Genomic DNA, 426 nt, shown 5'->3' on the forward strand with positions numbered 1-426 from the left:
TCCTCGTGGCCACGCGGAGCTCCCTGTCGCTGCTCTTCCTCGTCTTCCCCCTGCTGATCTGGTCGGCCGTACGCTTCCAACTGGCCGGCAGCGCGCCCTGCGTCCTGCTCGTGTCCGTCCTGGCGATCTCGGCGGCGACCGACGAGGTCGGCCCGTTCGCCGACCACACCCTCTTCGAGGTCATGGTCAACCTCCAGGCGCTCAACGGCTCGGCGGCCCTCACCGCGCTGCTGCTGTCCGCGCTGGTCACCGAGCAGAACAACATCCGCACCGAGATCGAGCGCGTGTGCGGGGAACTGGCCGAGGTCGTCGAGCGGCTCGCCCCGGGCCGGCCGGGGGAGTGACCGGCCCCGCTCAGGTACGGGCACCCGCGGGGGCAGCGCGTCCGCCCGCGACGGCACGCGCGAAGGCGTACGGATCCCCGTT

Annotated in this window: 1 protein-coding gene; it reads left to right on the top strand. The window is 72.3% G+C overall.

The features are described from left to right. The coding region (locus tag G3I78_RS48930) for an MASE1 domain-containing protein (protein ID WP_203616559.1) at positions 1-344 on the top strand (344 nt) is incomplete at its 5' end. Between the last annotated feature and the right edge of the window lie 82 nt (positions 345-426).

It is taken from the genome of Streptomyces sp. SID13726, from assembly GCF_010548375.1.
Taxonomy (GTDB): Bacteria; Actinomycetota; Actinomycetes; order Streptomycetales; family Streptomycetaceae; genus Streptomyces.